A 9,482-nucleotide genomic window follows, 5' to 3' on the forward strand; every position below is an offset into this window, starting at 1 on the left:
TCCACAATATTTTTCCAATAACGTTATTGGAAGCCATCGTAATTTGTTTGCCATAGTACACGTGCCGTCTTACTATGTCTTACAAAATTCTATCCTCAACCTGAACAAACGGTTGTATGACAACTCTGACAACCTTTTAATAAAACTCGCTCTAATTCTAATTGTCTTGATTAGTGATTTTAAATTGAACAAATGCCATAATCATTGTCAATAAATTTAAAGCTAAAACATCTCCATTTACTAATGATTTAAGATTTTCCAATGGTAAACGTTTTACCTCCCTATAATAAGTATGAAATTCTTCAGATAAATAAATTACATCTGCATTTTTTGATACGCTTACTTTAATAATATATATATCTTTAGTTTTTTCTATATTTATTATATTCAGTTCAGCTTGTGGATAATTTTCTACCAAACGTTTAAATGAAAATGCAATAGCTAAAAGATTGAGTTCATTTACTTCTGTAAATGCTATGGGGAAATTTTTATCTTTAGTTATTTCAATGAATTTATTAAGAAGTTGTATAGATAGTAATATTGCTATTATCACTATAAAAATATTGATTTCCCAAACCCTATTATATAAAGCCTCTAACTTATATTTCTGAAAAACATAAACAAGCATCAATGGATATATAGATTCACCTAAAATATCTGTTAAAATTTTCCAGTAAACTTGAATTCTTTTAGAAAATAATTGTTTATGAATTACTTGATTATTGACAAATCTGGCATTTTTTACAATAGCACCAGTTAAGTCAGCACCACTTAGGTCAGCACCACTTAGGTCAGCACCACTTAGGTCAGCGCCACTTAAGTCAGCATTACTTAGGTCAGCACCGCTTAGGTCAGCACCACTTAGGTCAGCACCACTTAGGTCAGCACCACTTAGGTCAGCACCACTCAGATTTCGCCCCTTAACTGGCTGTTCAACAATCTCTTGAACTATGCGCCATTTATCATCAATTTCGTGACTTCCATCATCACCCGAACTTTCTTTTAAAATTTGAATATCCTCAATCGGAAAACCATTTAATTCTCGTAATTCTCCCGATTGGATGCGAGATATAAGTCGTCTAATATCCTCTTGAGAACCTTCTATAATTAATTTGATACTGCCTTTTTCAGTGCGAATAATTGTTATCGTATCACCTGAATTTTGCCTTAAAATTGATTCCAACAGCACTGCTAAATGATTATTAATTGAATTAATATCGCCTTCTAATGTGATAACAGCTTTAGTTTTGCCGCTTTGTTTATCTATAAAAGTCACTTGACGACTAATTGTTTGCGCTTCCCCCTCCTCCTCCAATGTGATTGGCGTACTGCAATCCTTTGCTTTTAACGGCTCCGATACTTCTTCTACTTCTGCAATTTCTTTCCAATTCAACGTTAGTTCCTCACATATCCTTTTAAACAGATCAGGCTCAATTGGCTGACGTTGAAAAAATTTTGTCACCGTACTGCGAGAAACGAATATGGATTTTGCAAAGTTGATTTTTGACTCAAATCCTAGCCTGACCAAAGCTTTTTCTGCTTTCTCTACACCCTGTTCATAGGCTTTGTAAGTAATTCTCTTCTTTTTTCTGCCTGACGTTTGTTGTGTCATGTTCTGGCTGGGGTGTTTTAGGAGCAATTACGGGAGCAAGCAAAACTTGGGCATAAAGCAATCATAGAAAAAACATAAGTTATTTACAACACAATCATTGTGTGGTCAGTATTTCAAGGTTTTGGCTCGATATTAGAACTATGAAATTTACACAAAGAGCAAAAACATGAATAACAAGCCATTACACAATAAAATCGTTACTAATAAAGACAAAGTTACCACAACTCAACCCAACAATACTTCCCCCTCTAAGCGAACCCTTACTGCTTACGTCATATCGTCGATTGGCTTGGGCATACTTGTACTTGGTGGATATGCTATCTGGTCGTTCAGTAACACTAGCTGCGATGGAACGGTTAACTTTAAAGCTAATGCCAACCAAGGCGTAGAGTTTGCGTACAGCAAAACTAACTGCTATTCTGCACAATCCCAACAAGCCAAAAGATAGTTTCTATGATTGCACTCCCAATCTTATCGGTAATGTCTTCAAACGTCTACCAAGCGAGGGGCGCCCTTCGTTGCTATCCCAAATTTAATTTCTGGGATAGCAACCCGCGCGCTTGAGCAACAAGCCGCTTAACCGAACCTAAAATTTACCGAGCAAAAGCACACGATAACCGATACGAAAATTACACGGCGATGCAAGACTCTTAAGATACTGATGTTGGCAAACCGATTGATGGATTTTGAGTAGTGTAATCGGTAATCGGATAGGCGCCTCCCTTACATTCTCGCTATTTGGTAGTGATAATTATGAAAGGACACCTCCTCCGGTTTATCGATAAACAAACCGTAGTTATAAGTACAGAATCAGTTAACTATCAAACTAACCTGTACTGATGTAACCTAACTTCAACTATAGTGACAGCTTAATTTAACCCAAGTGACACCAAACTTAAGCAAAAACAGCCAATAACTGTAAATCTAATTACTTTTTTAATTTAAAATCACCTGATTAACTGCTATTAATAATAAGCAAGGTGACACCTAGGTTAAACCCTAGTTGAAATACAGCAGAAAACCAATTAATTCCTTTTAATTTGTTTCAATCAGTATAGGAGCGCGCGCGTTGCCCCATCTGAATTAGCTACATTTAAACTACATTTATAATACATCGGTGATGTTTTTACAGTATAAATACTCAATAATCGGGTGAGGGAGTAAAGAGGGATCAAATCGGGAGTCTTTCGGGATAAAACATAGCTTTTCAGTATATTAATACTAATCAGTAATGATGGTGACTCCCGATTTAGTCCCGATTTAGTCCCGTTTTACTCCCCCTTTTATCACTAATTGGTCATAAATTATATTTGCCCAATTGAAGCGCGTCTCCCCTCCCCCAAAAACAATTTTGGGATACTTCGATAAATCTACGTCTAAAGTCATAGATGAAACAAACACCGTCTTTAATCTTTCATCAGTTTCAACTCGTGTTCAGAAATGAAACCCTTCGTGAAACCCGATAATATTCGTAGAATTGCTGACTATTTTCAATTTCACATCCGACAAAGTGAATGATAAACGACCATTTGATAGAATAATGATTAATTTTATATTTTTCACATTCTGGATTTTTTGAAAATAATTAAATTTGGGTTTTTGTCTGGTTTTAATAAATTCAAATAAATGCCACGCAATCCTGGGGTAATTGATAGTATTGGGGTTGCGCTACTCCTGCCATGCGGAGCGAAATATCTTCGCAACACCGCGCGCTCCGTCTCCTCCAAAAGCAATTTCGGGCAGCTTCGTTATAATCGAAGTGTACTTACTTCACTTCTGTGCCCCTGCGGGGTGGGCGCCGCCCATCCTCGTTCGCCTGAACGGCTCTCTCGGACACAGAAGTACGTTCGCCCTGCGGGTCGTGTTCCTAGATTATTGGTGGGGGTTTTTTCAATGACCGCAAAAGCCATTATGCGCGTTGGGAAATTAAAAAGTTTGGGTAGTGTGGGCGGCAGCGAAAAACATACTGCCCGTCTCCAAGATACACCAAATGCTGACCCATATAAAGAAAATATTCGGTTAATTGGTGAGTCGGATGACCCCGAACTAGAAAAAATAGTTTTATCTAAAATAGCTGACCAGACCAAACACAAACCGCGTAAAGATGCGGTACTGTGCAGCGAAATATTTCTCTCGGCATCTCCAGAATTTTTTCGCCCCCATGACCCATCAAGAGCGGGGGAATGGGATGAAGAATTGATGTGGGACTTTGCCAATGCTTCGTCTAAATGGTTACAAGAAAACTTTGGTGATAAATGCGTCCGCGCGGAGTTACATTTGGATGAGGCAACCCCCCACATCCACGCTTATATAGTTCCCATCAACGACAAAACCAAACAATTAAGCCACAAAGAAATGTTTGGGGGAGATGGGCGCCAAGCCAGTATCAAATTATCTAAGTTTCAAGATTCTTATGCCCAAGCACTGGCGCCTTTAGGTATCGAACGCGGGGTAAAAGGCAGCAAAGCCACCCACACCAAAGTTAAAGAATATTATCAAGCAGTCAATTCTGAACCCCTCACCCTGGAATTAGATCGATTGGCGCCAAAGCAGGGAGAAACGGCACAGCAATTATTTAAACGTATAAAATCAGACCCCACAATTCAAACTATCAATCATCAACTAGCTGACCACCGTCGAATTATAGAACTTGAAAAACGGGCATCCCAAAAGGCAAATGCTTCTGAGAAATTACGCTCTGAGTTAGAGAACCGCGTAGCTGAACTAGAAGAAGAGAATTTTTACTGGAAGCAGCAAGCCGACCAATTAAGGGACTTGCCCCTAGAGGATGTAGCGTGGCATTTAGGGTTAAATAAAGCTGACTCAGGAGAGAACCGTTGGAAGGGATTGGGGGGAGTTATCAATATTACTGATTCTAAATGGTACGACTTCACAGCAGAAAAAGGTGGTGGTGGGGCTATTGATTTGGTAATGCACGTTGCTGGGTGTAATTTTCGGTCTTCGGTTGCCTGGTTACATGACCGTTTTGGGTCAGAGGGGATGTTACGAGCTACCAGAGCTTACGCACAAACACAAGCCACTGAAATTGTTGCATCCGAACCCACACCGCAGTTTGTACCTCCAAAAAAGGACGATTCAAAGTGGCAAGCAGTACAGAATTACTTAAATAAAACTAGGGGACTGCCAAAAAATTTTATCACTGCCCTCCGCTCCAACGGATGGCTCTATGCTGACAACCAGCAAAATGCTGTGTTTACAATGCGCGAGCTTCCTCCTTGTGCGCCATCACTCAAAACAGAAACCACAGGCGCATTTTTACGAGGAACGCGGGGAGAAGATAATTCGTTTATGGGATACGCGCTTGGGACAAAACGAATGGAGGGATGGTTTTACTTCCACTTAGGTGGTAAGCCAACGGATGAATTACAAAAAGTAGTTATCTGTAAGTCTCCCATCGATGCGCTTTCATGTGCTGCGCTATCTATTACTGCACATTCTGGTATGACCCCAACACGGACAATGTTCTTGGCTGTTGATAGTCCCAAAAGCTTACCGTTGGATTTTCTTAAAGACGTTCCTGCTATTACTGTTGCCTGCGACAACGATGAAACGGGACGCTCAATGGCACAAGCTATTAAAGAGTTACTGCCGCAAACAACCATCGCGCGACCAAAAACTACTGATTGGAATACGGAACTGTTGGAGTATTCGCGGCAAGAAAGTACAGGGCGCCTTGAAGCAGAAAAGAAAAAGAATCGAGGATTGGAATACTAGTAAATTGACGAGTAAATTGGTGGTACGCTAGGTTAAATACAGCCTCGTCAAAACGCTTTGTCTAATAGCGCGCCAATTATGTCAGAAATTATTACTGCTGTTTACTCTAATGGGATGCTGCGCCCCCAAAATCCTTTGTCCCTAACTGATGGGCAAATTGTGCGGCTGCAAGTTTTGACAGAAGAATCATCCAAGGACACCGAAAAAATAATTCAGTCCCTAGTGGCAGCAGGACTGGTCACTCCTCCTCAACATCGCAGCGATATTGAGCCAGTCTCAGAAGAAGCGTGGCGTGAACTGACCCAAAGACTAGAGGCATCAGGAGGCAAGCCGCTCTCCGAAATGATTATTGAAGAACGAGTAACAAGCCCCGACGCAACTGGAAACCGCTGCGCTAAATCGGGCGGGGGCAGGCACTGCCAATAAATCCTCATGAATAACATATTCCTTCATAGCAGCGCCTGCCCCTCCGCTGGCGCCGCCCGATTTTTTCCAGTTGCTAGCGAATCTCTCCATATTGCCGAATATGTTCAACTAACCGCTTAGTTTCACCACCTGCTAATTCCAGTTCCCTGAGATTGCCCACCAAAACAAATAATTCCCTTGCCCTACTAACGGCGGTATTCAGCAAATTAGGTTTACGATTAAGAAACCAAAAACTATGCTCTTTTTGGCACTGGTAAGGAGAGAAGATAATGGCTGCTTTCTCTCCCCCCTGGAAGGTGTGAACTGTGCCAATATCATCCCAAGAAAAGTTTCGCCAACGGTTAGAGAGTCGATATCTCAGGGCATTGGCTTGCTGCGAAAATGGGGACATCACCCCAATTGTCTTTGATTTATCGGCGCCGCCAAGTCCATAACCGAGTTGAAGCAAGGAGGCAATAACATTTTCTATGGCTTCGATTTCTTCGGGATTAGTGTGATTTAAGTGGCTTCCATCTACGTGGTAAGCCAGCAGGTGTTTAACTGTTGCTTCCCCGTTATAATCTGAAATAATTTGCAGACCACCGGGATAATTGGGGCTGCAAAACTGGATAATAGGTGGGGTGCAGCGGTAATGATTTCTAAGGATAATGCCGTTGCCTAAGTCGGATTCTGTACCACTGGCGCCAGCCGCGCGATGATAAGCGGTAGCTGTGTATTTGGCGGTGGGGGCATAGCGATAATAGTCTTCATTCCCCATGCCCATATCCACAAAAGCGGTTTTCAGATATTGTTTAATAGTATCGTCGCAAAGGTTAATAATTGGCTCAATTTGTTGGGGGTCGCCTGCTACTACTGCTCGTTGCGAACGCACCAGCAAGGGAAATAATTGATGTATAAGTGTAGTACCCGCTTCATCTACCAGTGCCAGTTTAACAATATTGGAATGAAGAATTGGCAGCATATAGCGTACTGATTGCAGGCTAGAGCTAATGACGGGGAAAATCAAGCTTAAGTCACGGTAGATGGCATCACTGTCAGTTTCCAGTTTGAGCAATGCATCTCCATCTCCCTCCAAGACGCTGCCGTAAGTTTCTAACGCCCGCATAACGCTATCCTTACGTCGGAGAACTTCTTGCAACAGAAACGTCCAGGCGCCTTGAAATAGTTCTAGTTGTAATGAGTGGTAGTCGCGGTAAAAACGACTATAGAAATCTCCTTGTGGGTAACTATCAAGTTGTTCTTGGAAAAGTTGATAATCAGCTTGTTTTAACTCTAATTGCTTGTTTAAAGATGTTAGTTGGGTTTGAATAGACGTTACTTTTTGGTTAAGATGCCAAAGTTGTTGCGATAAATCCAGTTTTTGGTTAACTAAAATCTGGGCTGTGGTTAAACTAGAGCGGTCAAGGGGTATTTGAAAGGGATGCGACGATGCCAAAGTGTTTAAAACAGCAGCGTTTATCCGATTTGCTAGACGCTTAAAAATTAGCTTATCGGTAGTAAAATTAAGCCAATCAAACGCGCGTTTTGTGATAGAGTCAGACTGTTTTGGTAGTTCGCGTTCTGCTTGGGATAAAGCTTCTTGTATTTGCTGGTAAGCATTGAGGGGAAAATTTGCGTAATCTCTCAAACTTGATAGCTGCTCTTGATGTGCTTGTAACTCGGAATCCTTTGCTGCAATATCATCATTGAGAGATTGTATTTCTACATCCAGTTGATTTCTCCGTTCAGCATCGGTTGCTTGTTGGCTAGTATTAAAGCGGTCTTGCTCTATTAATTGCTGAATTTCACTTTCTGCTCTTATCAGGTTGAGTTTGGCTTGTTCCCAAGACTCCTGGTTAAATTCATTATTTCTCAGCCAATCTTGACTAGATTGCAGTTTTGGTACGCTTTCTCTACGGATGATGCCTAGGTTCCCACCAGGGAGATAAAACTGTTCTGTAGGAAAGTTATCAGTTAACCGAGAAAGGAATTTTTGGATGGCGCCGTTATTGGTGCTGGCAAATAGTATTAAATTATTCTCATCCTCTTCACCGTGAACAAGTCGTAACGCCCTCGTCACTACTTGCTGTGCTACCAAGTGCAGAAACACTTCTGTCTTCCCAGTTCCCGGAGGACCACAAACAGCAGTTAGCAAATTCTCTTGAGTGTGTTTTAGTACAGAAGCTTGATATTCATCGGGAGCGTGTCCGGGGAAGGCGCCCCAAAACATTACCTCATGTCTGGGTAATTGTGGCGCCGACCAAAGGTACTGCATTGCAGGATGAGTTTCAGCTAGCCAGTCGCTATGGGGTGCTTGTTGAAGTTGCTGTAAAATAAGCTGCAAATCAAGCTTAAGCAGAGCATTATAGGGCGTAAAGTCGCAGCGCAGTAAATAAGGTTGCCGAAAAGTTTTATATTTCCCTTCTGGCAAGTCCACCTGGTCAAGAAAATCTCGCAGGGTGGGGAATCTCCCTTTAAAAGTGTCTTCCAAAAATTTCAAAATCCCTGACGCAACAATTAATGATTCGGCTTGCTCCTCCTCTAACCCATACAACCGCATTAAATTAACAACAACTGGCTGAAACTCGTATTCCGTAAAGTCCCAGCCTGTTTTGCGATAATTACCTTTGAATATAGATGAAACATCAACCGTGAAGAGAGGCAGATATTTCAGCTTTTGTTCTTTCCCCTTCCCCTGTATTAGATAAATTTGCGGGAAAGCAACAGCCATTTGAAAATCATTAGGTCTACCCCTAGAAGCTGCCGCTTGTTGCTGTTGCTGGAATTGTTTAAACACTTCGCCATCCAACATTAGCTTATTACCAACAAGCTGCACTCCCTTATCTATAACTTTCGAGTAAACATCCGAAGAACGTTCAACCTCAGCTTGGGTCAGTTCCTCTAACCGGATATAGGATAACCAAGCTTGTACTATCTGGATAAGTTTATCTGGCTCTAGCATGAGATTAAAAGGGAGCAAGTGTACTTACTGGTATTAAATACACGTTAATCTTTTTTCCGCTCGGCGCCAACCTACCAGAGTCATAAATAGTTTTCGATTTTTCATTTTTTAACAATTACAGATGCCTATAACGTTATAGGCAGTGGGAGCGCGCATTTTCCAATAACGTTATTGGAAGTTTCCTCAGAGCCTAAAACATTTGACTTAATAACGTCCGAATTGTTAGCCCGCACGCATATAATTTCAGTAGATTTTAAAGGGGCGTCTGCTGTCTCCGAATCCTTCAATTCTCCCATCAATATTAAATCTTCTGGAAATTTTGTTTTCATTGTATGTATACCCTCTATCAAGCGTATCAAGTTTACTAATTATTGACTTCCCACCATTGAGTTGTATAAGAATTAGAGCAGTGTATGGCAATACAGAATTTCTTTGAATTCGTTCAAGTAATTTTTCATAATATTCACTTATTCCTCGTGTAGAGGTGTATTTCAATATGATTTCAATACAGTTATTTTGGCTGGATAATTTTACAATCCCATCGTTAGGTTCATATTTAACACTAAAACAACTCCCCTTTGCATAACACTCAAGCAATTCCAGTAGGATAAGTTGACCGATTTTTTCACTGTTAGGCTCTCCCGATTCTTTATAAAACTCAATAGACAATCCACTTTTTACTAGCTCGGAGAAGTGTTTGCATATAGCATCTAAAATTTTCTCATTGGATTCGTCCTTTAAATCTCTAAGATTCAGAGGAAACCGAGT

The 9,482-nt window shown here is 40.9% G+C and carries 6 protein-coding genes; 3 read left to right on the forward strand and 3 right to left on the reverse strand.

The window, feature by feature from the left end:
- Nucleotides 1-157: 157 nt before the first annotated feature.
- The gene (locus DSM106972_RS55595) at nt 158-1,612 is read right to left on the reverse strand and encodes a pentapeptide repeat-containing protein (RefSeq protein WP_272954031.1); all 1,455 of its coding nucleotides are present in this window, start codon (nt 1,610-1,612) and stop codon (nt 158-160) included.
- Nucleotides 1,613-1,778: 166 nt separating this feature from the next.
- On the opposite strand from DSM106972_RS55595, the gene DSM106972_RS47675 reads away from it, so the two are divergent.
- The 3 genes from DSM106972_RS47675 to DSM106972_RS47685 all read left to right on the forward strand — a co-directional run bounded on the left by DSM106972_RS47675 (nt 1,779) and on the right by DSM106972_RS47685 (nt 5,773).
- Nucleotides 1,779-2,060, forward strand: coding sequence for a hypothetical protein (locus DSM106972_RS47675; protein WP_127087277.1), 282 nt, complete (start codon nt 1,779-1,781; stop codon nt 2,058-2,060).
- Between the two features lie 1,445 nt (nt 2,061-3,505).
- Nucleotides 3,506-5,347 carry a MobV family relaxase gene (gene mobV / locus DSM106972_RS47680; protein ID WP_127087278.1) on the forward strand — a complete coding sequence of 614 codons (1,842 nt, stop codon included), beginning with the start codon at nt 3,506-3,508 and terminating at the stop codon, nt 5,345-5,347.
- A gap of 57 nt (nt 5,348-5,404) precedes the next feature.
- Entirely contained in the window at nt 5,405-5,773 is a 369-nt protein-coding gene (locus DSM106972_RS47685) for an antitoxin family protein (RefSeq protein WP_233786998.1), read from the forward strand.
- Between the two features lie 73 nt (nt 5,774-5,846).
- On the opposite strand, the gene DSM106972_RS47690 is transcribed toward DSM106972_RS47685, so the two are convergent.
- Together DSM106972_RS47690 and DSM106972_RS51940 are read right to left on the reverse strand one after the other, a co-directional pair.
- The gene (locus tag DSM106972_RS47690; protein ID WP_127087279.1) at nt 5,847-8,714 is read right to left on the reverse strand and encodes a DEAD/DEAH box helicase; all 2,868 of its coding nucleotides are present in this window, start codon (nt 8,712-8,714) and stop codon (nt 5,847-5,849) included.
- Nucleotides 8,715-8,957: 243 nt separating this feature from the next.
- Nucleotides 8,958-9,482: hypothetical protein (locus DSM106972_RS51940; RefSeq protein ID WP_158633014.1), on the reverse strand; the 525-nt coding region annotated here is incomplete at its 5' end.

The organism is Dulcicalothrix desertica PCC 7102, from assembly GCF_003991905.1.
GTDB lineage: Bacteria > Cyanobacteriota > Cyanobacteriia > Cyanobacteriales > Nostocaceae > Dulcicalothrix > Dulcicalothrix desertica.

What these genes read in the sequence shown, in the direction of transcription:
- DSM106972_RS55595 (WP_272954031.1), bottom strand. Translation starts at nt 1,612, where the DNA reads ATGACACAACAAACGTCAGGCAGAAAAAAGAAGAGAATTACTTACAAA.
- DSM106972_RS47675 (WP_127087277.1), top strand. Translation starts at nt 1,779, where the DNA reads ATGAATAACAAGCCATTACACAATAAAATCGTTACTAATAAAGACAAA.
- mobV (WP_127087278.1), top strand. Translation starts at nt 3,506, where the DNA reads ATGACCGCAAAAGCCATTATGCGCGTTGGGAAATTAAAAAGTTTGGGT.
- DSM106972_RS47690 (WP_127087279.1), bottom strand. Translation starts at nt 8,714, where the DNA reads ATGCTAGAGCCAGATAAACTTATCCAGATAGTACAAGCTTGGTTATCC.